This window comes from Mesorhizobium sp. ISC25, assembly GCF_042295465.1.
GTDB lineage: Bacteria > Pseudomonadota > Alphaproteobacteria > Rhizobiales > Rhizobiaceae > Mesorhizobium.
In genome coordinates, this window is record NZ_CP135441.1 from 4,970,355 (window position 1) to 4,996,716 (window position 26,362).

19 protein-coding genes and 3 pseudogenes are annotated in these 26,362 nt (G+C 58.8%); 17 read left to right on the top strand and 5 right to left on the bottom strand.

Annotated elements, in window-relative coordinates:
• Nucleotides 1-725: 725 nt before the first annotated feature.
• From RQ479_RS24460 to RQ479_RS24475, 4 genes are all read left to right on the top strand, one after another.
• Nucleotides 726-2,423, top strand: coding sequence for a GMC family oxidoreductase (locus tag RQ479_RS24460; RefSeq protein ID WP_128288333.1), 1,698 nt, complete (start codon nt 726-728; stop codon nt 2,421-2,423).
• A 552-nt stretch (nt 2,424-2,975) separates the two neighbouring features.
• Nucleotides 2,976-3,908, top strand: coding sequence for an isopenicillin N synthase family oxygenase (locus RQ479_RS24465; RefSeq protein ID WP_128288332.1), 933 nt, complete (start codon nt 2,976-2,978; stop codon nt 3,906-3,908).
• A 539-nt stretch (nt 3,909-4,447) separates the two neighbouring features.
• Entirely contained in the window at nt 4,448-4,864 is a 417-nt protein-coding gene (locus tag RQ479_RS24470) for a DUF2267 domain-containing protein (RefSeq protein ID WP_095489418.1), read from the top strand.
• Nucleotides 4,865-5,252: 388 nt separating this feature from the next.
• Nucleotides 5,253-6,773 (top strand): aldehyde dehydrogenase, encoded by a 1,521-nt coding sequence (locus RQ479_RS24475; protein ID WP_245330128.1) that lies wholly within the window; start codon nt 5,253-5,255, stop codon nt 6,771-6,773.
• A 167-nt stretch (nt 6,774-6,940) separates the two neighbouring features.
• Here the strand turns inward: RQ479_RS24475 and RQ479_RS24480 are convergent, their stop codons facing one another.
• Complete coding sequence (locus RQ479_RS24480; protein WP_245486587.1) at nt 6,941-7,297, bottom strand: hypothetical protein; 357 nt, start codon at nt 7,295-7,297, stop codon at nt 6,941-6,943.
• A 101-nt stretch (nt 7,298-7,398) separates the two neighbouring features.
• On the opposite strand from RQ479_RS24480, the gene RQ479_RS24485 reads away from it, so the two are divergent.
• Nucleotides 7,399-7,557, top strand: coding sequence for a hypothetical protein (locus tag RQ479_RS24485; protein ID WP_245486586.1), 159 nt, complete (start codon nt 7,399-7,401; stop codon nt 7,555-7,557).
• Between the two features lie 21 nt (nt 7,558-7,578).
• On the opposite strand, the gene RQ479_RS24490 is transcribed toward RQ479_RS24485, so the two are convergent.
• On the bottom strand, nt 7,579-8,013 hold the full coding sequence (locus RQ479_RS24490) for a hypothetical protein (protein ID WP_245486585.1): 435 nt from the start codon (nt 8,011-8,013) through the stop codon (nt 7,579-7,581).
• Nucleotides 8,014-8,283: 270 nt separating this feature from the next.
• On the opposite strand from RQ479_RS24490, the pseudogene RQ479_RS24495 reads away from it, so the two are divergent.
• From RQ479_RS24495 to istB, 3 pseudogenes are all read left to right on the top strand, one after another.
• A pseudogene (locus tag RQ479_RS24495) lies at nt 8,284-8,414 on the top strand (IS256 family transposase); the annotation flags it as partial.
• A gap of 367 nt (nt 8,415-8,781) precedes the next feature.
• Nucleotides 8,782-10,312: pseudogene (istA, locus tag RQ479_RS24500) on the top strand (IS21 family transposase).
• Nucleotides 10,313-10,328: 16 nt separating this feature from the next.
• Nucleotides 10,329-11,104: pseudogene (gene istB, locus RQ479_RS24505) on the top strand (IS21-like element helper ATPase IstB).
• A gap of 217 nt (nt 11,105-11,321) precedes the next feature.
• Here the strand turns inward: istB and RQ479_RS24510 are convergent.
• Nucleotides 11,322-12,569, bottom strand: coding sequence for an acetyl-CoA carboxylase biotin carboxylase subunit family protein (locus RQ479_RS24510; protein ID WP_128288331.1), 1,248 nt, complete (start codon nt 12,567-12,569; stop codon nt 11,322-11,324).
• A gap of 405 nt (nt 12,570-12,974) precedes the next feature.
• On the opposite strand from RQ479_RS24510, the gene RQ479_RS24515 reads away from it, so the two are divergent.
• Nucleotides 12,975-13,937: a LysR family transcriptional regulator gene (locus RQ479_RS24515; protein WP_128288330.1), complete on the top strand. Its 963-nt coding sequence runs from the start codon at nt 12,975-12,977 to the stop codon at nt 13,935-13,937.
• A gap of 122 nt (nt 13,938-14,059) precedes the next feature.
• Here RQ479_RS24515 and RQ479_RS24520 read toward each other — a convergent pair whose 3' ends face one another.
• The gene (locus RQ479_RS24520) at nt 14,060-14,542 is read right to left on the bottom strand and encodes an Lrp/AsnC family transcriptional regulator (RefSeq protein WP_128288329.1); all 483 of its coding nucleotides are present in this window, start codon (nt 14,540-14,542) and stop codon (nt 14,060-14,062) included.
• 590 nt (nt 14,543-15,132) lie between these two features.
• Between RQ479_RS24520 and RQ479_RS24525 the strand changes: the two genes are divergently transcribed.
• Nucleotides 15,133-16,005, top strand: coding sequence for an alpha/beta fold hydrolase (locus RQ479_RS24525; protein WP_128288328.1), 873 nt, complete (start codon nt 15,133-15,135; stop codon nt 16,003-16,005).
• Nucleotides 16,006-16,228: 223 nt separating this feature from the next.
• Nucleotides 16,229-17,626 (top strand): MmgE/PrpD family protein, encoded by a 1,398-nt coding sequence (locus RQ479_RS24530; RefSeq protein ID WP_128288327.1) that lies wholly within the window; start codon nt 16,229-16,231, stop codon nt 17,624-17,626.
• Here the strand turns inward: RQ479_RS24530 and RQ479_RS24535 are convergent, their stop codons facing one another.
• Nucleotides 17,627-17,758: a hypothetical protein gene (locus RQ479_RS24535; RefSeq protein ID WP_281061718.1), complete on the bottom strand. Its 132-nt coding sequence runs from the start codon at nt 17,756-17,758 to the stop codon at nt 17,627-17,629. It abuts the gene before it with no gap.
• Nucleotides 17,759-18,213: 455 nt separating this feature from the next.
• On the opposite strand from RQ479_RS24535, the gene RQ479_RS24540 reads away from it, so the two are divergent.
• The 6 genes from RQ479_RS24540 (at nt 18,214) to RQ479_RS24565 (ending at nt 25,995) form a co-directional block, all read left to right on the top strand.
• Nucleotides 18,214-19,803: an ABC transporter substrate-binding protein gene (locus RQ479_RS24540; RefSeq protein WP_128288326.1), complete on the top strand. Its 1,590-nt coding sequence runs from the start codon at nt 18,214-18,216 to the stop codon at nt 19,801-19,803.
• A gap of 725 nt (nt 19,804-20,528) precedes the next feature.
• Entirely contained in the window at nt 20,529-22,112 is a 1,584-nt protein-coding gene (locus tag RQ479_RS24545) for an ABC transporter substrate-binding protein (protein ID WP_128288325.1), read from the top strand.
• A gap of 299 nt (nt 22,113-22,411) precedes the next feature.
• Nucleotides 22,412-22,513, top strand: coding sequence for a DUF1302 domain-containing protein (locus tag RQ479_RS24550; RefSeq protein WP_164895624.1), 102 nt, complete (start codon nt 22,412-22,414; stop codon nt 22,511-22,513).
• A 14-nt stretch (nt 22,514-22,527) separates the two neighbouring features.
• A complete protein-coding gene (locus tag RQ479_RS24555; protein WP_128288324.1) occupies nt 22,528-23,484 on the top strand; it encodes an ABC transporter permease in 957 nt (318 codons plus the stop codon).
• Nucleotides 23,481-24,335 carry an ABC transporter permease gene (locus tag RQ479_RS24560; protein WP_128288323.1) on the top strand — a complete coding sequence of 285 codons (855 nt, stop codon included), beginning with the start codon at nt 23,481-23,483 and terminating at the stop codon, nt 24,333-24,335. Before RQ479_RS24555 ends, RQ479_RS24560 begins: the two co-directional genes overlap by 4 nt.
• Entirely contained in the window at nt 24,328-25,995 is a 1,668-nt protein-coding gene (locus tag RQ479_RS24565; protein WP_128288322.1) for an ABC transporter ATP-binding protein, read from the top strand. Before RQ479_RS24560 ends, RQ479_RS24565 begins: the two co-directional genes overlap by 8 nt.
• Nucleotides 25,996-26,362 lie beyond the last annotated feature (367 nt).

Sequence of the window (26,362 nt, forward strand, 5' to 3'; positions counted from 1 at the left end):
ACGCCCGACGATCCAAAAGGCCTTTCCAGGCGGAAGATAAGAACAGTCGGGACGGAAGCTTGGATACGTCGGTGACTTCCCGGGAAGTCTGCTGGTGATCCCAACGTACTCTTCAAAATCTTCGCCCATGGTAATGTGAAGGCCCATCTTGCGCCCCAACTCGTCTGCCGCACAGATGCACCTCGCAAGCTCTAGGGTCGTGACGTTGCTCTGCATGCCGATGCACCCTTCAGTGCGCTGAACACACGGTGACTTCTAGAGCTTGCGGGAAAGCACTGATACTACGGCATCTAGTAGTTGACGCGTCCGCTTATAGGCGGGAATGACTTTTAGCATGACGAACAGCAAGCGCACGGAACATAGGATATCCTTCGGGATCGTCGCTCGTCCGAGCGCCACGCCGTTAAAGGCGGGCCGCACACGGTCTCGCCAGGGGTGGCGTAACGTGCCGGCGCGAGCTGGAAGAAGATCGGCTAGGTCGCATCGGTGCGATGACTGCAAGATAGCGGCTAAACTTGACGAAATTGCTCACGCGGCCGTCTCGACATTCATTCCGCTTGTCATCCTAGCTGATTCTCGGGCTCTTACCAACTACTAGGGTGTAGTGTGGATTTCCTACGGCACCATGACGTATTTAGCTGCCTGACGAGTGATCCTCTGCTGGGGGGGCCTAATATTGCCCGTTATCCCTCGTCTGAGCATCATGTGAATAGGGGGAGGCTTGTGTGGTTTTCGATTATATCGTGATCGGTGGCGGTTCCTCTGGATCCGTCGTAGCGAGCAGGCTCTCCGCCGATGGACATCGCGTACTGCTCATCGAAGCCGGTCCTGATACGCCCCCGAATGCCGTCCCTGATGACATCTTGGAAGGCAATCCAACACGTGCTTACTTCAATCCTGATTATCAATGGCCTTTACTCGACGCGACCACAGTCCGGGATGGCCGCAAGCCCATTCATTACGAGCAGGCCCGGGTGATGGGCGGCGGCTCCAGCATCAATGCTCAGGTGGCCAACCGCGGTGGTCCCGAAGACTACAATGACTGGGCCTCGAGCGGTGCAGCGGGCTGGAGTTGGGAGGAGGTTCTACCTTACTTCCGTCGCCTCGAATGCGATCTGGATTTCGGCGGCGAATTTCACGGCAAGGCTGGTCCGCTGCCGATAAGACGGGTGCGTCGATCAGACTGGTCCGGCTTTATCCGAGCGGTATCGAGAGCGTATGAAAATGAGGGTATTCATTTCAGGCCGGACTTCAATGGTGGTTTTGGTGACGGCTACTCCGTCGTTCCCTTGACCAACCGAAACGGCCACCGCGTTTCCGCTGCGATGGCCTACTTGTCCGAGAGCGTCCGCTCTCGACGCAATTTGACAATCTTGCCGGCAACGACGGTTGTGCGTCTGGCCTTTTCAGGCCGCACCGTCACGGGGGTCGAGACGGAAAACAACTTCGGCCAGCAGTCGTATCTCGCTTCAAGTGTGATCCTCTGCGCCGGAGCTGTCCACTCCCCCACCATATTGATGCGCTCCGGGGTCGGCCCGGCCGAGCAACTGACAAATCTCGGTATTCCGGTTGTGGCAGATGTAAGAGGTGTGGGCCAGAACCTTCAAGAACATCCAGGGATCGCCGTTTCTGCGTATTTGAAACCAAGCGATCGCATGGCGCCCAATGTGAGCGGCCACATCCAGATGCACGCCCGTTACTCGTCGGGCTACAATGGGTGCCCGTCGACGGACATGGCAATATCGGGAGTTGCGAAGTCGGCCTGGCACCCGCTGGGCAAGCGCCTCGGCTCCCTCTATTTGTGGGTCAACCGAGTTTACTCGACAGGAACGATCGTGCTCAAGGATCGCTCTCATACCGTAGAGCCGCAGGTAGATTTCAACTGGTTGAGCGACAAGCGGGACGCCGATCGACTGAAGCACGGCTTCTGTTTCATGGCCCGCCTACTGAAGCAGGATTCCCTGTCGGCGGTCGCGCTTGACCCTTTTCCCTCAGCTTGGAATGCACGAGCGAAGCAGGTCAGTAAGGTCAATTGCGTTAATTACGGACTCACCTCGGTGCTTGCTTTGCTTATGGACAGTTCTCCACGCTTGCGCCGCGCCCTCATTAGTCATGTCATAACCGATGGTCATAGCATTGCAGATCTTATCAAAAACGAGGAGCATCTCGACCGATTTGTCCGACAGAATGTGACCGGCAATTGGCATCCGACTTCGAGCTGCAAGATAGGGCAAGCCTCCGACCCTGCTGCGGTGACTGATCCGTCGGGCCGGGTTCGGGGCGTTTCGGGTTTGAGGATTGCCGATGCTTCGGTGATGCCGTTCTGCCCCCGGGCCAATACAAACATTCCAACGATCATGGTGGCTGAGAAGATGGCTGACGCAATTTTAAAAGAAAACCGGGAATCATCAGCGAAAAGGTGATCAAAAAACTTCTTGTGGCCGGATTCGTTTTTGGCCAAGCGATCGAGGTTAATGAGCTGCCAAATGCCAGACAAGTCCCGAAGAGGTAGAACTTGCCGTTGCTTTCACCCACACAAGCTTGGCAATTCCGTCCCTATCAACATGCATACTGATGCTTGCTGTTGCGCATTGCCAACGCACTGGAACGTGGCGGTCATTCGCCTGTATCAACATCGCAAGGCGATACGGGCTGGGTGTACGGCGTCCACACCCTGGCCAGCGTGAATTTGGGCAGATCTCGCGCAGATCATCGAACAGGCTTTCGCATTTGCAGGAAAGTGCTCATCGTCCCTTCTTGAACTCGAGGGCGGTCACAAACCTCGCCTGCTACGGATGTTCAGGGACCGTTAAGTCCAATTGTACAGTAATTTCGCATATTCTTAACATATTTTCTGTTGCGCCGGTGGGTAATCTAGAGGATATTCGCTTCGACAGAGAATAGATCTGTGAATGTAAAACAAGCTTTTGGCTTAAGTAGCCCCACAGGGGCACAGCACCGACGGAGGAGCGACTATGACTGCGCTACCGCAAATCTCATTGGCGAAACTGTCATCCGATGCAACGCGACGTGAAGAGCAACAGCGATTATGCACGGCCTGCGAGGAGTACGGATTCTTCTACCTTATCGAGCACGGAATCCCGAAAGAACAGATTACACAAGCGATCGATGCTTCCCGGCGCTTCTTCGCGTTGCCCCTGGCTACGAAGGAACGCTATGGTCACGCCTTTCAAAACGTCCACCCCACCACCGCCCGTGGATACAGTCCGTTGCACGGTGAAATGCTGCATCCCGAGGCCGGACCGGACCCAAAGGAAATGTTCGACCTCGGTATCGAGAATGAAAGCGACCGGCGTCCATTTGCCGGACGCACACGCCTTCCGGACGACGCCTTAGCTCCAGGTTTCGCGCGGAGCCTCCTAGCTTTGCAGGCCACCGTGCTTAATGGCGTCGTCCCGCCGCTCGGGAACGCGCTGGCCGACCTGCTCGATATGGAAAAAGGCTGGTTCCAACGCCATTTCAGCCCCCCGACGGTTCTGCAACGCGTGATCCGATATCCGTCTACCGGTGGCGCGGCCGCTAAGCATACCGACAATGGTTTTTTCACGCTGCTGCTGCAGGAGGAACTCCCCACGCGATCCTTGCAGGTGTGGTTCCACGGGCGTTGGATACCGGCGCCGAGCCTCCCCGATAGTCTCGTTGTCAATCTGGGCGACATGCTTCAGGTGTTGAGCGATAACCGGTTCAAGAGTACGCCGCATCAGGTCGTGCACAGTGGTCCGGCCGAACGAATTTCCCTGCCCTTCTTTATCTATCCCGACATCGATGCTCGCCTGGCTTCGCGGCAAGGCAATCACACCTTTGGTGTCGCGGAGATGATGCTGCGAAACTACGAGTCAATATGGGAAAAGGGGAATGGGGCCGGGCGCGCGCGTGAGTTGCAGTAGGTGTTCGGCTTTATGAAACGGGAGCAAACTGCGGCGACGATGTAGCACACCCTGACGTGAGCCCTAGAAGAACTCTCTGAGTGCCGCCGTCGCGTAACGCGGCGGCCTCTAGGCCCTTGGAATTAGGCACGCTGGGACTGCCAAATTGTTTAGATTGCGCCGAACGAGATCCTAGCGCTGCGCTGAGGCGAGGATTTCTGACGCGGAAACTGAGCGATTAATCTGGATGCAAGGAGATAATTATAACCAAAGGGAGTGTTTGTCTGGGTCGAGCCGTGCCCGCACGAGCACTCGCGAACGCTCCGGTTAATATCTTTGTCAAACCGTCTGAACTCCAGCTTGGCCTCTGGAACTACTTCGCTACCGGAAGGCCTCTTTTCCAAGGGGGTCATCTGTCAGGCATCGCCCGCTCGCCACGGACGGAAGCCATTTTTGTGGTCCTCGTCTTTGCAGCGCTAGTCTCGCCTGACCAGGTCAACTTCAAGGCCGATGAGGCGCATTCGAGATCCTGGCAACCTTCAAGGAAATGAGAAAAGCCAATGTGCGCGAGGCATGATTTCAACAACGCATTAGAAGTAACTCAGAATTGGATCAGCGATCTGATGTGGAGACTTCGCTGGCATGATCGCGAGCGGGTCTACCAAGCTCTGATTGCGACGCTGCACGCTCTGCGCGACTGCCTGGATCGCGACCACGCCGTTTACATGGGCGCACGGTTGCCAGCTTTGCTTCGCGGCTTCTACTACGAGGGTTGGAATCCCGGCCGGCGCGCCAACGCCAGAAACCGGAATTCATTTCTCGAACGGATCCACGTCGGCGTCCAGCGAGACCCGGCGGTCGATCCGGAAGTGGTTGCCCGCTTAGTGCTGGCCCAATTTGTCGACCGTTTGTCCAGAGCAGAGGTCAAGCGTGCCAAGGCTGCCACTCCAAGAGTGCTGCAAAACCTTTGGCCCTGAGACAGGCGTCTGCCCACGAGCGCCCGCTGTCCGCGTGGCACTTGGTTCCGTAACGCTGGCCTTGGTTTGGGCAGGGATTGAGTTTGGCCCGGAGGTGTAGGGGACGGGCCGCAAGGTTGGAACTCGTCGCGGGCATCCCCCGATCCTAGTAATGCCCCGATCGAGCTCCAGAATGCGTTTGAGTGTGATTCAACAAAAATGATCGAATGAGCCGAAGCTGTCGATCGCCCTGGCCGAGTTCGTGCCACAGCAATCAACCAATCGGCTGGCCGTGCGAGTCGTCCACTAATCCGCCGGCGTCTGGTTGCTGACGAGCATGCAGGAAACCCGCCGAGCGGCTCCCGCCACCAAGGTCGACGCGTAGCAGCGGTGCTGAGTGGACAACTGGTTGAGCCCTTTGGAAGGATCAGCCTATGTGACGAAAGGCAAAGCAATGACCACGCCAATCAGCTTGATGACAGGCGAGCACACCGATATCTATGTCGACGGCGAGCTCCGGCCGGCCCATTCGTCGGCTAGGATTCCGGTCGTGAACCCGGCGGATGAGCTGGAATTTGCGACAATCCCCAATGGCGACAAGCACGACGTTTCTGCGGCAGTGGATGCCGCACGTGCGGCGTTCCGGAACTCCGGGTGGCCTCAGCTGCCGCCGTCGCAGCGAGCCCATTATTTGCGCAGACTCGCGCGTGCAATCGAGGATCGCGCCGAGCAGCTGGGCGCCGTTGTCACGGCGCAGATCGGGATGCCCCTGGTAAGCTCCGTGCAATCCAATGGGAGCGGCACATCGAAATTTTACCGCTACTATGCCGAGCTTGCCGATCAACTAGAAGTCGAATCCGAGCGCATAGGACACGAGTTGCGAACTGTCATTCGGAGGGAGCCGGTAGGTGTTGCCGGATTGATCGTACCGTGGAACGGCCCTCAGGGCGCAATCGCATGGAAGCTGGCACCAGCGTTGGCCGCTGGTTGTACGACGGTCGTTAAGCCCGCACCGGAAGCATCACTGGACTCATACCTGCTCGCTGAAGCCTTAGGCGAGGCAGGCATTCCCCCCGGCGTCGTCAATATCGTGTTCGGTGCGCGCGAAACAGGAGCATTGGTTGCGTCGCATCCGGGTGTCGACAAAGTGTCATTTACCGGTTCAACGCACGCTGGTCGCCAGGTTGCACTGGCCTGTGCCAAGCGCTTCGCGCGCGTTACGCTCGAGCTTGGCGGCAAGTCGGCGGCGTTGCTGCTCGAGGATGTCGATCTTGACACGTTTCTCCCCTTAGTCGCGCCGGCGTGCATCCCGTTCAGCGGTCAGATCTGTCACGCCCTGACCCGCGTCCTTGCTCCGCGCGCACGGTACGACGAAGTCGTCGAAGGAATTGCGAACAAGGTGGCTGGGCTAGTCGTGGGCCACCCGCTCAATCCAGCGACGCAGGTCGGGCCACTGGTGGCGAAGCGGCAGCGTGTTCGCGTCGAGGAGTACATTGCATCTGGATGCGTGCAGGGCGCGAAGGTCGTTACCGGCGGTCGGCGTCCGCAGGGACTTGACGTCGGATATTATCTCGAGCCAACGGTCTTCCGTGATGTCGACACATCTATGCGGATCGCGCAGGAGGAGATCTTCGGGCCGGTGGTGTCTGTGATCCCGTACCACAACGAGGAGGAGGCGATCGCGATCTGCAACGGCACTACGTATGGCCTGGGTGGTGCGGTGTTCACGTCCGACCCTGAGCGGGGCATGGCGATTGCGCGCCGAGTGGAGGCTGGTGTTGTCGGCATCAACCGTTACGCGCTTCACATCGACGCGCCATTCGGCGGTGTCAAGGAAAGCGGCCTTGGTCGGGAACTCGGACCTGAGGGGCTGGCAGCATTCCTCGAGATTAAGTCGATCTTTCCGGCCCAACGGTCGAGTGCAGTGTAATGCGTGCCCAACTGCGCGGGACTAGTGAGGTTATAGAAGTGCAGGGATTGGCGTTGGACGCGAGAACCAGAACCTGAGCTCAAAATTTCCAGGCTCGCGTGTTTTTGCTTATTGGCTTCGCCTGTCCGTGTGCCGCTTCGGCCCGCGTGGCCGCCAATGCCGAAGCATCAGCTCGTAGGCACGCTCGGCATTCTCGGCCACGCTTTATCGCTGTTTCGCAAACTCTTCACGTTGTAGGCGTGAGCCGAACCGCGACGACCGAGACCGCGGTCGCCCGGCGCGCCAGCCTTGAGAGCGAGCTGCCTCTGCTTTGCTGCCACCAGCGCCGCGCGAGCCCAGAAGTAGTCCTGCTCTTTCGTCAGCAGATGCCTCATCAACATCGTGAGCTTGCGGGCGACCGCCACGGCTGCGACCTGATGGCCACGCTTGTTGCGGATGCGCAGAAAGAAGGCTCTGAGCAGACCAGGCGCTTCGCCGCAGACCGGGCGCCTCGACCAGCATGGCGCGGGCGTGGGAGCGCCCATGCTTGCTGATCCGCCCATATTGCGCCAAGCCGAGACCGGATTGGCGCGCGCGGATTGAGGCCGAAGTAGCTCACCAGCCTCTGCGGTTGCCGGAACCGCCGATGTCGCCCACGGCGGCGATGATACCGCTCGCGACCATCGCATTGAGCCGGTCGTCGTCTGAAGCCGCCGGCTTGCACATCATCAGCCGCTTCCCAGGCGATGTCGCGATCGAGGTCAGCCAGATCTTCGGCCAGGCGATCGATCTCGCGGATGTGTGACGATCGCGGCCCCGCTCGTTGTCAGGAAGCACCTGCCGCTCGAGCCAGGCGCGAGCGGCACTTTGCACGAGGTGCGCCTGCAGGATGCCTCTCGTTCTTCACGCGCGTCCGATGCCGCACGGCCTGGTTGCACCGCGCGACCAGACCGCGAAGCCGCTCGGCCCGCTCATCGGGAACCCAGACCTCAAGCAGAAAGCCGCTGGCATGGAGCTGCGCCAGAACGCCGGCATCGATCTTGCCGGTCCTGATACTGGCATGGGCGATCGCCTTCACCTGCATCGGGTTGGCCACAATCTCCCGGCCGACATAGGGCGACAGAACCCGCACTACCGCCATGCGTCGCAAACTGCGGCCAACCCCTTTTAGTCCCGAGCGGGTCATGTCGACCCGTCCGTGATGGCGCAGCCGGCCGTCTTCCCAAACTACCACCTTCGCAAAGGTGCGGTGGATATCCATTCCAATCACACATCTGATCGGCTCCCTTTCCTCAAACAGTCGGGAGCCAACGGACGGCACACCTACGGATCCGCGCTCTCGGCGCAACCGGGCAAGTCGCAGGGAACGCGAGTCGCAGCTCATCGAATTGATCGGTCTGCCCGTACGTGCTCCCGGCGCTCCTGTCCCGGATGGTCGCACCATCCCCGAAAATCGCTCATCTCCAGCGGGGATCGGATCGCGCCGTCATGGGTCATACCGGTTACAAACGCCACGAGGCGTTGAACCAAACGCGGTCATGTCCCAATGCCCGCAATGAACCTGCTATAATACTGGTTCTCAACCACGCCGCCGAGGAATGGAAACGCGCCCCGCGCGAGTGGTTCATGGCCAGGACACAATTCGCCGTCGTCTTCGGCGAAGGTTCGTCAGCTATGAAGCCGCCGATTTCGCCTTCGCCGATCACCGCCGTATCCATAAGACCGTCGAGCACGTCACGAGGAGCGCCGCCCAACGCCTCGAAAGCAGCGGCCTGACAGCGTATAAGCAGCAGCAGATCCTGTCGAAGCGGGCCAAATCAAGCGGCTGAAGCCGAGCACCAGAGAGAATAGCTGCGTGTTTCGGTAATTCCCGGACATCCTTTTCGCTAAATCCCGGACAGTGATTTCAGTAATTCGCGGACAGCGATTCCGCTAAATCCCGGACAGTTTTCGGAAGCGGATTTAGCGGTCGGTTCTTGGCTGCGCCGTTCTGGCAGTTTGGCCTCTCACGATGATGTTGAGAGGGGCCATGCCGAGACGGAAGCAAGCGAGACGAACGAGCGTGAGGGACATCCAAGCGATGTTGCGCCTGACCCATGAGCAGGGTCTTTCGGTGCGTGAAGTGTCGGAACGGCTGAAGATCAGCAAGACGACAGTATCGACCTATTTGCTACGGGCGCGGGAGGCCGGGCTGTCATGCTGGCCTTTGCCGCCGCGACGCGACACTTGAGCGGCTGCTGTTTGGCCGTGCCGGTCGTCCGCCGCAAGACCTAAGCGAACCGAACTTTGCGCTGATCGCCAGGGAGTTGAAGCGCAAGGGGGTGACGCTGACGCTGTTGTGGCAGGAGTGTCGCGCCGCCCACCCCGACGGCTACGGCTACACCTGGTTCTGCGAGCACTTCGCCGCTTTCGAGCGCCGGACGAGCGCGACATTCCGCAACCGGCATGCGGCGGGCGCGGTGGTGCAGACGGACTATGCCGGGCAGACGGTGCCGGTGATCGATCCGGCGACCGGCATCATTTACCCGGCGCAGATTTTTGTCGCGGTGCTGGGCGCCTCCAGTCTGACCTTCGCCTTTGCCAGCTCCAGCCAGAAGCTGCCGGACTGGATCGAGGGCCAGGTGCAAGCGCTCGCCTTCTTCGGCGGCGTCACCAGAGCGATAGTGTGCGACAACCTGAAGGCCGGTGTCGTCAAGGCGCTGTGGTTCGAGTCGAGGCTGAACGCGACCTTTGCCGCGATGGGCACTACGACACCACTATCCTGCCGACCCGCAGCCGCAAGCCGCGCGACAAGGCCAAGGTCGAAGGCGCGGTGCTGATGTCGAGCGCTGGATTCTGGCGCGGCTGAGGAACCGATCCTTCTTCTCGATCGCCGAGCTCAACGCCGTGATCGCCGAACTGCTCGAGGAGCTGAACAACCGGCCGATGCGCCATGTCGGCCAAAGCCGCCGCGAACTGTTCGGGGAGATCGAGCGGCTGCCTTGAAGCCGCTGCCGGCGGCACCGTTCGAATACGCCGAGTGGAAGTCGGCGAAGGTCCATCCTGACTACCATGTCGAGGTCGACAAGACCTTCTATTCGGTGCCGCACCGGCTGATCGGGCACACCGTCGAGGTGCGGCTCACGCATCGAGTGGTCGAGATCTTCCACGATCACCAGCGTGTCGCCAGCCATGTCCGTCGCTCGCAGCGTTCCGGCCATGTCACCGTCAACGAACACATGCCCAAGGCGCACCAGCGCTACGCCAACACCACGGCCAGCCTGATCAGCAGGGCGGCCAGGATCGGCCCCAACGCCGCCATCCTGGTCGAGCGCATGATGCGCGAGCGGCCGCATCCGGAACAGGGATACCGCTCGGCCATGGGCATCCTGTCGCTGGCGCCGCGCTATGGGCCGGAGCGTCTCGATGCCGCCTGCGAGCGGGCGCTGCTGATCAACGCGATCGCCTACTCCTCCGTCACCGCCATCCTCAAAGCCGGCCTCGACCGGGCCAGCTCCGCAGAACCGGCAAAGCCGACACCCCAGCACGCCAATATCCGCGGCTCCACCTATTACCAGTGAAGGAAAGGAAGAAAGAATGCTGACGAACCCCACCCTCGACCAGATGCAGGCCCTCGGTCTGGCCGGCATGGCTGCCGCCTGGCGCGAACTGGCCGAACGCAACAACGCCAACGAGCTCAGCCGTGACGAGTGGCTCGGCCTGATGCTCGACCGGGAGGTCGCCATGCGGGCCGACAAGCGCGTCCGGAACCGGCTCGCCTCAGCCAGGCTGCGCTTTCCCGAAGCCTGCATCGAGGACATCGACTTTGCCGCGCCGCGCGGACTCGACCGGCGCAGCACCATGGCGCTCGCCCAGGGCGAATGGCTGAAAGCGCATGAAAACCTGATCGTCACCGGCCAGACCGGAACCGGCAAGTCGTGGCTGGCCTGCGCCTTCGGCCGGCAAGCGGCACGGCTCGATCATTCCGTGCTCTATGTGCGCGTGCCGCGCCTGTTCGAGGATTTGGCGCTCGCTCGTCTCGATGGCCGCTTCCCACGCCTCATCGACAAACTCACCCGCGCGCAACTGCTCATCCTCGATGACTTCGGACCCACAGCCTCACCGACCAACAGCGCTTCCATCTGTTCGAAATCGTCGAGGAACGCTATCGCCGCAAATCCACCCTGATCACCGCCCAGGTCCCGGTGGCAAGATGGCATGACCTGATCGCAGACCCCACCGTCGCCGACGCCATTCTCGACCGGATCGTGCACAACGCCCACCGCATCGTGCTCCAGGGCGACAGCATGCGAAAGCAAAAGGCCGCGCCCCTCTTGACCGGCGCCGAAAACGGCGAAATCAATCATCCGTGAACGCAACAAGGCACCCAAGGACCGACGCCGTCAGACTGTCCCGACATTAGCGAAACCACTGTCCGGAATTAGCGGAACCCCTGTCCGGCTTTTGCGAAATACGCAAATAGCCAGATGATCCTCGGTGTCGTTGGTTCGTCGGTGAAGACGACATGTGAGGCAAAGTCGACCTGCGCCTGCTCGCCGGGCGGGGTCTCGAAGAATCCTATCCGCGCTCCTATGCCTTTTCCCGTTCGTCAACAGTGGGCAATGGCGTTATCGACCAACCAATTGAGGCGACGGCACGCTGGACTATCGCTTCCGTCTGAGCATAGGTGGGTGAAGCGGCGACGACATGCCCGATGCAGTCTCGGTAATCGCCTTTCCTTACGATTGGCGCCTTAGACTTAACATACAATCTTATCTCTGCGACACCTGGTAAAGCAGCTGCCCGGCCAGCGCCATCGGTCCAATCGAGGGTGCCATCGCTATCAGCAACAAGAAATCGCCCAACCGCAGTCCGCGAGTCTCTTTTGCGCAAGTTCGGTTCATCGCCGATGACAAGCTTGATGTGCTCGGTAATGAGATCGACACCGTGAGCAAGCTTAATCAGTAGAGGAGTGGGCGCACCACTAAGACGCGGATTGACTTCAATGACGACTGGGCCACGTTTGGTCAACCGGAGTTCAACACTTTTTGGCCCCCAGTCAAGGCCGAGAGCTGGCAAACAGCTGAGCGAAACATCGGCCATACGCTCATGCTCCTCATCAGTTAGCGGGGCCGGAAAAGTGCACTCTCGATAGACGAAGTGCGGTGGCGGATGGTAGTCAGCGGCGACAATCCCCACGACCTCATGTCCCATCACTGCAGCGACATACGCAGGGCCTTCTGCGAATTCTTCGACCAGCACTCTTGGCGGAGACCGCCATATGTGCTTCCCCTCCAACAGATAGGCCGTATGTTCGGCCAGCTCATCGGGGCTGCGGCACAATCGGACACCCATGCTGCCACTGCCTACGGCTGGCTTAACAATCACGGGAAGGCCGATCTCCGCGGCAGAGCTTTCTACGTCCGTCGCATTCGCTGCCAGGCGATAAGCAGGTATTGCAACGCCGGCCTCTGCGAGGAGCTGACGTTGAACGAATTTGTCGTAGCATTGTTCAATCGACGCGGGATCGGGACCCGGTAGATCAAAACACCGGCAGAGCTTACCAACTGTGGCAGAGACCGACTCGTCGTGGCCCGCAAAGCCGGTGATGCCGGCAATGCCAAATGTGGCATGCAGCCGGGAACATTCCTGGATTAGCGCATCGAGATTGTCTATATCGACACGAATTGTCTGAAGGTTTTCCGCTGCAAGATATTCGTACTGAGTCGGATCAGCCGACAGTGTAATCGGATGTAAACCAAGACGCTGAGCCGCTTGGACATAGAGCTGACCATTACCCCTATGACCTTCGATCAGGATGAGCGCTTTCCTTGCCATTGGCTGTCTCCTACGTTGTGTTCCTGCGACCTGCAGGAGCAAAAAATTGGCATCAGCCCGTTCGGCTTAGCCTGACCTCAGAAGTGAAAGTACCATCGCCGACGATTTGCGGTTGCAAAGATTGTGTATTTTTATGCGAAGGATCTGCAACGGCTGGCCTAGCGGGTAGTGTGCCGAGAGTTCGGCAATACGCTGAGGGAAGCCCCACGAATGTGACACCCGCCTTGGAATTAATCTTTCATTCTCGATTGAAGACAAGTCATGCGAGGCGTGGAGTCAGCTTGGGTCGGCCTATTGCGGGGCGGTGCGGTAGTAGCTTAGTTTCGACGTTGAGGCTTGGGCAAGGTTCAGAGCTGACACGTCTGATCGGGGTGCCAAGTCGTCTCAAGTGAGCGGGCCGAACACGTGGATAATCAGATCGAGCTTCGCGCCCTCAGGCATTTCATCCGAGTATCCGAACTTGGCAGCATCAGCCGAGCTGCGGTTGAGTTGCGCCTAGCACAACCCGCTTTATCTAGGCAAATGCGTCGCCTGGAGGAAACACTCGGGGTGCAATTGTTCATTCGGGATGGTCGAGGGGTGACGTTGACGGAAACTGGCGCCAAGCTCCGCGACGAAGTTGCGAATGTCTTGCTGCGGCTCGAAAATGCTTGCCTTCAAGCTCGAATCGATGAAGGGAGTCCCTCCGGTGTCATTCGCGTGGGAGTTCTGCCCAACCTGGGCCCAACCTTCATGGCGGAGCTTATTTTAGGCTGCCGTGAACAATTCCCCCGTGTTAGGCTAAAATTGCTTGAGGGGTTTACCTACCAAACCGCGAATTGGATACAGAGCAAGCAGATCGATCTAGGCTTCGCTTACGATGTTGATAGTTATCGCCATCTAAACCCCGAATTCCTTTTCCAAGAAGAAGTTTATTTGGTTGGTTCAACAAAAAATTGGCCGTTCGGTGAGAGGGTGTCGTTGTCTGAATTGGAGGGCCTTCCGCTGATTATTCCGGCGCCGCCGAGTTATACGCGACGACGCCTGGAGGCAGCCGCACACGAGCAAAAGGTGGAATTGACATTCAAGTACGAGATCGACTCTATACCTCTCATTAAGCGGATGATTGCGCTGGATGAAGGCTACGGGATTTTCAGTCGTGCATGCTTGTGGGAAGATCTCGAAGGCCCAAACCTGTCTGTCGCTGCGATTGAGCGGTCTTCGCTAAGCTTTGAATTGGCGCTAACAACCGCATATGGAACAATACTGCCGCCAGCCGCACGGCACATCATATCATTCCTTGAGCAGATGGTTCGACGTTATGTCGAGCTCGGGCGCTGGTCGGGCGAGTTTATTACTGGCGGCACGAGTTCATCGACCACCAGTTGAAGTGGCTGGAGCACCGTCGGGCCACTGGCTAACTGACCATTTGTCATCGCCTGCGATGCAGCGACTCGCGAAAGTGCTTGCCGGTCTTCGGAGGGGGCAGCGGCGCTACTGGTGCTTCCATTCTATTCGTCAATTGGCAGAGCCAATGATGCCTTAATTCGATCCATTACGACCATCGTTTTAAAGCCCTTGATATCGGGGTGCTCATGAAAAAAGCGACGAGTAAATGCCTCGTACTCGACCATATCACGCACCGAAATTGCGAGAACAAAATCGGCCTCACCTGTTACGTAATATCCATTCATAATCTCGGGCGTGCGCCGGATAGCTTGTTTGAAACGATCGATGATATCAGCGCGATCGCGCTCTAAAGTGATAGAGGCTAGCATGAGCATGGGCCTCCCGATCGCTTCTGGCGAGATTACAGCAACATCTGCCTGGATCACACGCGCATCTCGAAGTCGCTTCAATCGCCGCTGACATGCGGTTGCCGAAAGGCCTGCAAGTTCGCCCAATTCTTCTGTGGTAAGGCGATTGTTACGCTGTACGGCAATGAGGAGTTTCCGATCAATTCGGTCCAAATCTAGCGGCGGTGCATGCAACATTGGGGCTCCTCGCAGGAAAACTGCACATTCTTGCTAATATTAGCTCAACTTCTGCGATGTCTCGCTCATACCGATTCCATATATCTGTTATGCGCAGGTGATCCGGCAATCTCCGGGTCGGCTGACAGGACGCGGACGTGCAATACGACCCGGGGGCTCGGCTGCTGCCGGTCAGTCCCTCATCGCCCTTGGCGCATCGGAAAATAGGCATCATATCGACTGGCTCCTCCTAGGCTGCTTTGTAAGCCGCGGTTCACAGTTGCCGCCGTATCCTGTAGGCGTGTAGGCGCGGCATTCGATGCGGTGTTGCGATGCTGGAACCCTCAGCGAATTGTCAGAACGCTAGGCCAAAACTGCCAGCACACGGCGGTGCCACAATGCAGTGCCTGCCCTGGCTGTTCCTTTGGTCCTGTCCAGCAGAGGGACAGTGCACGCAGGGCTCCAAAAACGCCGGTTTCCTGCGCGACAAGGGAAACCTTTGCGCAGGACGGTGATATGGGGCTTGCTATAGTTCGGCGCTCGCTGCCAAGGGTGCAGTTTCCCCACGGCACTGGAGAGAGGCCTGCGACTAGTCTCACCCAAGGAAAAAGATGATCTCTGAACGCAGCATTTCAGTCAGTGGTATCGGGACCTCATACTATGAGAGCGGAATAGGCGAGCCTATCGTATTCCTGCACGGTGCCGGCTTCGGTGCAGACGGAAAGAGTTCCTTTGTGCGGCAGCTCAACGAACTATCCGATCAGTTCAGGGTTATCGCGGTAGATCAACTGCAGTGCGGCGGGACCGATTATCCCGCCGATCAAAAATTCGTAAACCGCCTTGGTCGCGTAGACCACGTGATTGGCTTCATCGAAGCGCTGGGTTTGAAGCAGATCACCCTCGTTGGTCATTCAGAAGGGTCATTCGTGGCCGCGCGGGTCGCGATCCTGCGTCCCGATCTTGTCTCGAGGCTTGTATTGCTGACAGCCAGTTCCGTTTCTCCGGCCTATGGGGACGACCGCGACGAAACTTGGTGGCAAGCCTATACGGAAGTTTACGACAATTCCAGCCCGATGCCGAGCGAAGAGGAATACGTCGCCGCCTGGCGAAAGAGCGCCCGCGCCTATGGGCAGGATGTGGAAGAGGCTAAGAGAGAGGCCTATCGGCGGGCCGCGGCGCGCGGGCAATACGAGATTCTCCGGAACCTGCCCGAAGAAGAAACCAATCTCCGTCTGTATGTTGTGTTGCAGCAAACCTATGTGTTCCCGTACCTTGATCGGCTTCGGGCCGAGACATTGATTATCTGGTCCAAGAACGACCCCACGGTGCCGCCTGACCGCGGTTTAAAGCTGGCAAAGCTGATCAAGAATTCGGATTTCCACCTGCTGAACAATGCGGGGCATGACGTCCAGATCGACCAGAGCGAAGCAGTAAACAGACTCATCCGGTACTGGACTGCCAAATCACCAACCAGCGGAAACTAGCAACCGTTCGATCCCTGGGTGTCTAAGAGGCAAATACTGCAACGCTGTGTTGCGCAGCTGCGCCAACTGTTTTCTGAGGAAGAGATATGCAGAACAACCTGCGGATCGGTCAATCAAAGCTGATTGGGCAAGGCATGCGATGGCAATCTCGACCGCAGGCGCAGGGGCGGGGCTGTCCCCACATTTTGCCAGTAGTCTATTAATTGGGGCGGGAGGTTTGGCGATGGATTTGACGGCGCAACTCATTAGGCACGTTATTGACTCGGGCGCAGAGACAATACCTAAGGAGTCGATTGAACGCGCGAAACTCTCCGTTCTCGACACGCTTGCCAGCGCGATCGGGGGATCGGATGACCAGATCGCGCACTTCGCTCGTCGGCTGGGCAGCTTGTCCGGCGGCAAGGCAGAATGCACCGTCTGGGTTTCTGGAGAAAAGCTTCCTGCTTGCTTGGCGGTCCTCGTCAACGCCACCACGGCTAGAGCCATCGACTTTGATGATACCTACGAGCTTTGTATCAACGGCTGCCACGCCAGTGCTTACAATGTGCCGCCGGCGCTGGCGCTCGCGGAACGCGATCCTTCTATTACAGGAAGCGAATTGCTGGTCGCATTAGCGACGGCTATGGATTTGCACATGCGTCTTGCGCGCAGCGTGACGACCCACTCATTGAAAACCGGCCGCGACAATATTGTTGCGGTGTGGGGCACCACTGCGGTTAGCGCAAAATTGCTGCGGCTCGATGAAGAGAAAACCCGAAATGCATTCGGCATCGCCTACGCCCACGCCGCCGGGGAAGTACAGATGTATGAGGAAGGCGCGCACACCGTGTCGCTGCAACAAGGATTGCGGGCGCGTTCGGGGGTGGAATCGGCCCTGTCAGCTATGGTGGGTTTCAACGGTCCTCGGGAGCCCTTCTTTGGTAAGTATGGCTTCTACAGAGCCTTCGAACCCAGCTACGACGTCGATTTGCTTATGGAGAAACTTGGTCAGGACTACGTGAACGCTGAGATCAGCTTCAAAGCTTGGCCGGCTTGCAGGGCTATGCATCCCGGGATCGATGGACTGAAGCAATTGCGCGACAAGTACGGCTTCAAGGGGGAGGATATTGTCTCACTTGAGCTCGGGGTGAACCGTCTCGTCGCTGAGAGTTATGTGGTACAGCCGCGCGACCAAAAGTGGAACCCAAAGGACCCGGTCGTCGCGCGCTTCAGCCTGCCTTACGTCATCTCTGTCGCGGCGCAGCACGGCAGAGTAGGAATCAGCGATTTCCGTCCGGAAGCATTTGAGGATGCGGCTGTGCGCCGGATCATGGCTGTCACGAAGATTGAAGTTGATCCAGAGATCGATCGTACTCACGGTCTGCATCAAAATTCGCCGACAGCAGTTACCGTGAAGCTGAGGGGCGGCGCAGAACATTTCATTCGTATTGACAAGCCATTCGGCCATCCGGACAATCCGGCTTCGCTCGCCGATGGAATGCGTAAACTCAAAGCTTGCGCCGAAACATCCATGTTACCATTCTCCGATACACAGCTCGAGTTGATTGGGGAGTTCGTCGAGGACCTTGATAAGCGGCCCACGTTGGCACCGCTATTCGAGCTGCTTGTTGGCGGTAAGTAGTCACGAACGTGCGAAATCAATGCTGATCTCGACTGCACTGGCTGCCCCCTTGCGATAATGGAGTTGCTCGCCGATGAAGCCAAGCACAACGGCTCGCGTCCTCAGCACGGCGTAGTCTTCGCTGGAAAGCATATCGTATTCAGAAAGCCGCTTAACCGAAGGTCGATCGGACGGACTTGAAGGTGCTGAAGAGATTCAACTCGGCGTATACGGGGCGACGGTTGTGCGTTTGAAGCCGGCCCCGCGGTCGTCTGCTACTCAAGACGTCCACCACGATATTCATGTATCCAAGGCGACGGCTCAAGGAGTCGCCCCGTCGGTCGGCTTGGAACGTTGACGCTTTTCCTGGTTGCCCGATCACGTCGGCTCATGTGGAATGTCCGGCGCTTACGGTCATGATGACTCCGCCGCAATTCTTCGCCGGTCATCTGGGCGATCGTGCGCGGATGATGGCTTAAACGCCGATTTCCTGCGGCGTTAGAAGGACAATTCGTTCAATGCGGCACATTGGTGCTGGTACTGTACTCAAAATAGAGGTCCGCATAGACCGGCCCCAAGGGAACATGTCTGAAACGAGGAGCATCCAAATGTCGCAGGAACTTGACTATCTTAGCATCCGCGTCGCTGCGGGCCGGCTGAGCCGGCGTGAATTTCTCGGCCGTGCGACGGCGCTCGGCGTGAGCGCCGCCTTCGCCAACTCGCTACTTGCTGGCGCTGTGAAGGCGCAGGTGCCGCAAAGGGGCGGCATTCTGAAAGCCGGCCTCCAGGGCGGTGCGGCAACCGACAGCCTCGACCCAGGGGCCTTCTCAGCCTCCGTCGCGATTGCCTTCAGTAAATGTTGGGGCGAGTTGCTGATGGAACTGACCCCAGACGGTGGCGTCGAAAACCGTCTCGCCGAGGAGGTCGGTTCGTCCAAGGACGCCAAGACCTGGACGATGAAGATCCGCAAGGGTGTCGAGTTCCACAACGGCAAGACCGTTACAGCGCAAGATGTGGTGGCAACGCTTGAGCGTCACTCCGACGCAAAATCAAAATCCGGCGCGCTGGGCTTGCTAGGGACCATCGACACGATCAAGGCGAATGGCGACGAGGTCGTGGTGACGCTGAAGGGCGGCAATGCTGACTTCCCTTATATGATGACCGATTATCATCTCGTCATTCAGCCAAACGGGGGCAAGGACGATCCGGCCGCCGGCATCGGCGCCGGCCCCTACAAGGTCACGGTCAACGAGCCGGGCGTACGGCACGGCGGCGAAAGATTCAAGAACTACTGGCAGGGCGACAAGCGTGGCCATGCCGATCAGATCGAGATAACCGTCATCAACGACGCCACGGCGCGCATTTCGGCTCTGCGAAGCAATCAGGTCCACATGATCGACCGCGTAGAGCCGAAGGTCGTTGACCTGGTCAAGCGTATCCCCGGCGTGACCGTCCAGAACGTTTCGGGGCGCGGCTACTATTGCTTCAACATGTTCTGTGACACGCCTCCCTTCGCCAACGACGATCTCCGGATGGCGCTCAAGCTCGCCATCGACCGCGAGCAGATGCTTACCCAGATCCTGCGCGGCTATGGCTCAGTGGCCAACGATTTCCCAATCAACGCTTCGTACCCGCTGTTTTCTGACGACATCGAGCAGCGCACCTTTGATCCGGACAAAGCCAAGTTTCACTATCGGAAGTCGGGCCACAGCGGGCCGGTCCTGCTCAGGACCTCCGACGTTGCCTTCCCCGGCGCCGTCGACGCCGCCCAGCTCTACCAGCAGAGCTGCACCAAGGCCGGCATCACTATCGAGGTCAAGCGCGAGCCGAGCGACGGCTACTGGTCGGAGGTCTGGTTAAAGCAGCCGTTCGCGACTTCCTTCTGGACCGGTCGCGCGACGCAGGACCAGGCGTACTCAGTCGCCTATCTGTCGACGGCGGCGTGGAACGACACGCGCTTCGCTAACGAGAAGTTCGACAAGCTTCTCATCGAGGCGCGCGCGGAACTCGACCAGGACAAGCGCAAGAACCTCTATCGCGAGATGGCCATCATCGTTCGCGACGAGGGCGGCGTGATCGCACCGTTCTTCAACCAGTTCATCGACGCGACAGGGCCGGGCGTGAAGGGTTTCGTGAAGCATCCTGCGCGGGATTTTAGCAATGCCTCCGCATTGGCGGAATGCTGGCTCGAAGCCTGAACGGCGTGACTTACGGCCCGAGGCTGGTTGCCCAGCGCCACGCGCTGGGCAACCGGCATCAGGATGTTCGACATCAGGAGCACATGAAACGTGTCGACGCTCTCTCGACGCTGGCCACGTCGGCTTCATGGATCGGTTGATTGAGGATGTGGGCCTCATCCTTTAGCCACGGGCGGCTTCGAATCCGCTTGAGCTCAGCAGTCCGTCTTCAACCGACCAGCCACTGCGCCGCGCGGTGACGCGGCTCAAGTGGCCGGCACCTCGACACGCGGAGCCGCGTTTCCCGCGAGCCCAGCGGGGTGGGCTATCATCTCTTCATCGCGCGCGCTGCGGACGGCATATGACCACGGGCCTGCTATTCACCCGCAAAACGAGCGCCCTCCCCTTATCTGGCAGGCGAGCAGAATAAGTAAGCTGCCTTTGAAGCGCTACATGACGATGGACTTAATTGGATGTTGGCGAGGTTGAATTTGAACGTGACCAAGAATTGCGGGCGGTCATCTACGAAGGGTCGGATCACGTAGAGCACTGCTGAACACTCCCTATTCTGAGTGGCAAGGTCATGGGAGGGATCCTGCGCGAATGGCGGCCAAAACGCCGATTTCGTGCTCGGACAGATGGGCGATACATGAAAAGCGCCACATCGATGCTGGTACCAATGGTACTCTAAATAGAGGCCGCATCATCCGGCCCCAAGGGAACGCATATTACCGAGGAGCATCCAAATGTCGCAAGAACTCGACTATCTTAGCCTCCGCGTCGCTGCGGGCCGGTTGAGCCGGCGTGAATTTCTTGGCCGCGCAACGGCGCTCGGCGTCTCGGCGACGTTTGCGAATTCGCTCCTTACTAGCGTTGCGCGAGCGGAGGAGCCAGTACGCGGTGGTATCCTTAAGGGCGGCCTTTCTGGAGGTGGTGCGACCGACAGTCTCGATCCGGCGACCTTCTCGACTTTGTCGTCACGTTTCGGCGCTTGCTGGGGCGAGTATCTCGTGGCGATGGTGCCAGACGGCGGACTGGAGAACCGCATCGCTGAAAGCGTTGAGGCCAGCAAGGACGCCAAAACCTGGACGATGAAGATCCGCAAGGGCCTCGAGTTCCACAATGGCAAGGCGGTGACGGCGAAGGATGTGGCGGCGACTCTCGAGCGTCACTCTGACCCGAAATCGAAGTCCGGCGCGCTAGGCGTGCTGAAGAGCATCGACACCATAAAAGCGAATGGTGACGAAGTGGTCGTAACCTTGAAGGATGCCAATGCTGACTTCCCTTACCTTATGACCGACTATCATCTCATTATTCAGCCGAATGGGGGGAAGGACAATCCAGCCGAAGGCATCAGCGCTGGGCCATACAAGGCAAGCGTCAACGAGCCCGGCGTTCGGTACGGCGGCGAGCGTTTCGCCAATTTCTGGCAGCCAGATAAAATGGGTTTTGCCGACCAGATTGAGCTCCTCGCCATCAATGACGCGACGGCTCGTATCTCCGCGCTGCAGGCCGGCCAGGTGCATATAATTGACCAAGTCGAGCCCAAGGTCATCGATCTAGTGAAGCGGGCGCCCAACTTGAAGGTGGAGGCCGTCTCGGGTCCTGGCTACTATTGCTTCAACATGTTTTGTGACGCCCCGCCCTTCGACAACAACGATCTGAGGATGGCATTCAAGCTTGCGATCGACCGTCAGGAGATGCTCGATAAGATCCTACGCGGCTACGGCACGCTCGGCAACGACTTCCCGATCAACAACGCATACCGCCTGTTTCCCGAAGACATTCCCCAGCGCGAGTTCGATGCCGACCAAGCCAAGCATTATTACAAAAAATCCGGTCACAGCGGCCCGATCCTCCTTCGGGTCGCGAACGCCGGCTTCCCTGGAGCGGTCGATGCTGCACAGCTCTACCAGCAGAGCTGTGCCAAGGCCGGCATTGCCCTTGAGATCCAGCGCGTGCCAGACGACGGCTTCTGGTCGGAGGTCTGGAACAAGCAACCCTTCTGCAATACTTACTGGTCAGGCCGAGCGACACAGGACCAGATGTACTCGACCACGTATCTCTCAACGGCGGTATGGAACGACACCCATTTCTCTAACGAGAAGTTCGATAAGCTTCTCATCGAAGCGCGCGCTGAACTCGATCAGGACAAGCGGAAAAATCTCTATCGCGAGATGGCCATCATTGTTCGCGATGAGGGAGGCGTGATCGTGCCAATGTTCAACCAGGCAGTCGACGCTATTTCCGACAAGGTTGGCGGCTATGTCGCTTGGCACGACGCTCTGATGAACAGCTTGGCTTTTGCCAAATGCTGGCTAAAGGCCTAGTTCGTCGACGCCGTTAACCTTCAGCTCGGACGCTACCCGGCCACTCTCTGGTTGGTTAGGCATTGTTCGCATGATCCGACAGGGACAGCTTATCAGATCTTGTTGGTGGCGCGATGTAGGTGACCCCGTTGTTGCGCCCGAGATAAGCGCGCCAACTACCCTCACGCCGAGGGCCGCTGGCCTACGCGTCCTGGGTGCGAATGCAGCGTGACGGGCGCCTACCAGCCTGGCCTGGCCGGTTCGCGCTCATTTGGTTGGCCGCCTTGTCGGCCTTAGTGAACAGTAGTGAGGAACGTCTCATGTCACTTAAACTCGACTATCTCAACCGCCGCAGCTTTGGCGGCGAGTACACCAATCCGATGAATGACCGCGCGCTGGCCAAATGCTGGCTGGCGGCGTAATGCGGTTTTCGGCGATGTCCCCCATTGTAAGACTAATCACCCAGCGCATCGCGCTTGGAATCCTGCTCCTTTTCCTTGTCTCGATCCTAATCTTTGCCGGCACGCAAATCCTGCCAGGCGATGTCTCGCAAGCCATTCTCGGACAGTCCGCAACCCCGGAAGCACTCGCCAATCTGCGCGCCGAGCTGGGCCTTAACGACCCGGCGTATATCCGCTATTTCCGCTGGTTGGGCGGTGTGCTGACTGGCGATCTCGGCACCGCGCTCACTTCGCGACAGGAGATTACCGCGACGTTGCTGCCCCGGCTGTGGAATACACTCTTCCTGGCGTTCTGCGCGGCGACTGTGGCTGTCCCGCTCGCCATCATCCTCGGGCTGCTGGCGGTGCGCTATCGCAACGGCGCTATCGACAAGCTGATCTCCGGCTTCGCGCTTACCTCAACCTCGCTTCCCGAATTCTTCATCGGTTACCTCCTGGTCTATTTCTTTGCCGTGAAGCTGCAGTGGCTTCCAGGTATCTCCACTGTCTACGTTGGCATGCCGTTTCTGGAACGCATGAAGGCCATCGCCCTCCCGGCGACGGTACTAACGCTCGTCGTGCTCGCCCATATGATGCGTATGACGCGCGCTGCGATCCTGAACGTGATGCAGTCGGCCTATATAGAGACGGCCGAGCTCAAGGGGCTGCGGCAGATCGAGATTATCCGCCGCCATGCATTCCCGAACGCCATCGCGCCGGTAATCAATGTGGTGATGCTCAACCTGGCCTTCCTGATCGTCGGCGTTGTCGTCGTCGAGGTGATCTTCGTTTATCCCGGCATGGGGCAGTATCTTGTCGACCATGTCTCAAAGCGCGATGTCCCGGTCGTGCAAGCCGTCGGCCTGATCTTCGCGGCCGTTTATATCGGCCTGAACATCATCGCTGACGTCGCCGCAATCATCGCCAACCCGCGGCTGAGGCATCCCAAATGAGCGTCTCGTCAGCCCCAGTCGCCAAAGGCCGGCGGCGCATACCCATCGGTGCCGCGATCGGCCTGTTCTTCACCGGATTGTTGCTCTTCGCCGCGATTTTCGCGCCACTGATCGCACCGCATCCGCTGGGGGAGATCGTCGGCGACGTTTGGATGCCCATGTCGGGCGAGCACTGGTTCGGCACCGACAATCTCGGTCGGGATCTGCTCTCGCGCATGATTTATGGCGCCCGCACGACGATCTTGATAGCAACGGCCGCTACCGCGCTTTCCTTTACGCTGGGGTCGATACTCGGCTTCACCGCAGCCGTCGTCGGTGGCTGGTTCGACATGACAATGTCGCGGTTCGTGGATCTGTTGATGTCGATCCCGACGCTGATCTTCGGTCTTGTCGTGCTGTCGGTGCTCCCATCCAACGTGGTGACACTGATATTAGTCATGGGTACACTGGACTCTACCCGCGTTTACCGGCTGTCACGCGCCGTCGCCGCCGACATCAATGCGATGGACTTCGTCGAGGCGGCCAAATTGCGAGGCGAAGGCCGTGCCTGGATCATCTTCCGCGAGATTCTGCCCAATGCGCTGTCGCCGCTAGTCTCCGAACTCGGCCTGCGCTTCATCTTCGCCGTGCTCTTCCTGTCTGCCTTGTCCTTCCTTGGCCTCGGTGTTCAGCCGCCACAAGCCGACTGGGGCGGAATGGTGAAAGAGAACAAAGATGGCATTGTTTTCGGTATTGCCGCTGCCCTTATCCCAGCCGGGGCAATCGCAGCACTCGCCATCTCAGTCAATCTCGTCGCGGATTGGATCCTGAATCGGACCACCTCACTCAGGGGAGGGCGCGGCAATGCCTAAGGCGGCAGTGAAACGACCTCATGTCGAAAGCGGTCCGTTGCTCGAAATTAGGAAACTGCGCATCGAAGCAACCTCCTATTCGCCGGGCGGCGATCCGCAGAATACCGTGATCGTCGACGATGTTTCGCTAAAGCTGGAGAAAGGCCGCGTCTTGGGCCTGATCGGCGAGTCCGGCGCCGGCAAATCGACTATCGGTCTGGCCTCGATGGGATATGGGCGAGGTGGCGTGCGCATCACCGGAGGCGAAATCCTTCTCAACGGGCGCAACATTCTGACAGGCGGCGTCCAGGCATTGCGCAAAGTGCGCGGCAACAAAGTCTGTTATGTCGCGCAGTCGGCAGCCGCAGCGTTCAACCCGGCGCTTCGTCTGATGGAGCAAGTCATAGAGTCCGCGTTGCTGCACCGTATCGCCACCCGAGCCGAGGCGGAGAGGCGCGCCATAGCACTGTTCAAAAAGCTCGGCCTCCCCAACCCGGAAACCATCGGCCGTCGTTACCCGCACCAGGTTTCGGGCGGTCAATTGCAGCGCGTCATGACAGCCATGGCGCTATGCTCCGAGCCCGACCTTATCGTCTTTGACGAGCCCACCACGGCGCTCGACGTGACGACACAGATCGATGTGCTCGCTGCAATAAAGGATGCGATCCGTGATACTGGCGTCGCGGCCCTTTATATTACGCATGACCTTTCGGTCGTTGCCCAAGTCTCGGACGAGATCATGGTGCTTCGCCACGGCAAAATGGTCGAGCATGGCGAGACGCGGCAGATCATCGAGGCACCGCGGACGGAGTACACCAAGGCGCTGGTGTCGGTACGTTCGATCGAGCATCAGGAAAAGAGGCCGGCAGCCTGTCCGGTGCTCGAGGTGAGGAATATCACCGCGGCTTACGGCGGTCATGTAAAGGTGCTGCAGGAAGTTTCAATCGAGGTCCATCCCGGTCAGACGCTGGCCGTGGTGGGCGAGTCCGGCTCGGGTAAGTCCACGCTTGCGCGCGCCATCACCGGTCTGCTGCCGCCCACATCCGGCATGATCACCTTTGCCGGCCGCACGCTCACGCCGAGGCTTGCGGAGCGCTCGACGGACGATCTGCGCGAACTGCAACTGATTTACCAAATGGCTGACGTGGCGATGAATCCGCGCCAGACAGTTGGCACCATTATCGGCCGTCCGCTCGAATTCTATTTCGGGATGCGCGGTCGTGAGCGCGATCATCGCGTGGCGGAACTGCTCGACGAGATCGAGATGGGCAAGGGTTTCGTCGATCGCTATCCTGCCGAACTCTCGGGCGGCCAGAAACAGCGCGTCTGTATCGCTCGCGCGCTCGCCGCCAGGCCGAAACTTATCATCTGCGACGAGGTGACCAGCGCTCTCGACCCGCTCGTGGCTGATGGCATCCTCAAGCTGCTGCTGCGTCTGCAGAAGATCGAGGACGTAGCGTATCTGTTCATAACCCACGATCTCGCGACGGTAAAGGCGATCGCCGATTCCATCGCAGTGATGTATCAAGGAAGGGTCGTGCGCTATGGCTTCAAGACCGAAGTGCTCACCCCGCCCTTCGACGCATATACTGACCTTCTGCTCTCTTCAGTTCCCGAGATGGAGCTTGGCTGGCTGGAAAGCGCCATAAAGGGACGCCGCATGGCAAGCGGGGGGAACTGATCTCTGGCCGCACCATATTGGCGTTGAACGCACTCCGGCGTGTTGAGGAGAGGCCAGGTAGGCGGCGGGAATTCTCGACTTGGCAGCGAATTCCAGGCAGGTCACCCGACTGGGGCAGGCAAGAGCGCCTGCCGGCGCACGCTGATCGGGGTGAATCCCCAGCTCGCTACCCAAGCTCCCAAATCGACCAAAGACGTAACGCGACGCTTTTTTCCTCTCTGGCTTTCCCAAATGCAGCCCACTGAGATGGACGATTTAACTTCCGAACGATGGTGAAGCCCGAATGCGAGAACGTCGTCCCGTGTGTCCGTGGCGGAGACGCGCCCGGCCGTAGGAAAACACCGATCTACTGCATCAATAACGTATG